At 56.9% G+C, this 927-nt stretch carries 1 protein-coding gene; it reads right to left on the minus strand.

The features are described from left to right. Positions 1–927, minus strand: a 927-nt coding sequence (locus tag ACG0Z5_RS23760; protein WP_394451623.1) for an Ig-like domain-containing protein, incomplete at both ends; no start/stop codon positions are given.

A 927-nucleotide genomic window follows, 5' to 3' on the forward strand; every position in this document is an offset into this window, starting at 1 on the left:
CTTCCGCATGACCATGCAGTTCCGGGGTCGAGTCATCCGTAACGCCGTTGTTGTGGACTTCGCTGCCTGTTACAGGCCCGACGTTATCCGTCGCATTAGTGATGGTCGGTGCGTCCGGTGGCGTGATGTCATTGCTGTCCCGATTACTGTCGACGCTCTCCACGGTATAGCCTGCACTGAACTGACTGGTGTTGCCCGCCGCATCGGTTGCGGTGGCGCTGAACGTCCAGTCTCCCCTCATGTCACCGAAGCTCTGTCGGTCGCTCATCTGGTAGCTCCAGTGCCCGCTGCTGTCGGCGGTCACTGTACCCAGGTTGAAATCCTGCCCGACCGGGCTTCTGAGCCAGACCACGACCGAACTGTTCGCTTCCGCCGTCCCGGAGACCCCCACCTGGACATCATCGGTTTTTCCGCCGTTTTCCACATTGCCGGTCATTATGCCCACATCATCGGATACGCCGGTGATAACCGGCGCGCCCGGTGGCGTGATGTCGTCCTGGTTGCCGTTGACATATTTCACGACATAGTTATCGCTGGTCTCACTCTTGTTTCCTGACTGATCTGTGGCATCTGCGTAATAAACCCAGTTCCCCTTCACACCGGACGGCATACTGTTCTCAGGAGCAATACTCCAATGCCCTTCACTGTTTGTCTGAACAGTTCCCAGATCATGCTTCATCCCTCTCGGTCCGGTAGCCCACAGATGCACGGTGCTGTTGGCTTCTGCCGTTCCACTGATAACCAGCGTATTATCATCAGTCATACCGTTTTGCACTACATTACCCACGGTTACGCCTGTATCGTCATACATTCCGGTGATAACCGGCGCGTCCGGTGCGGTAATGTCGGTATCAATGGTGATGACGAAGTGTTCGGAAGACCCGCTGATGTTCCCGGCCGCGTCCGTGGCGGTGGCGGTGAGGTTAT

Origin of the sequence: Scandinavium sp. M-37, from assembly GCF_043558715.1 — a bacterium.
GTDB classification, from domain to species: domain Bacteria; phylum Pseudomonadota; class Gammaproteobacteria; order Enterobacterales; family Enterobacteriaceae; genus Scandinavium; species Scandinavium vulneris_A.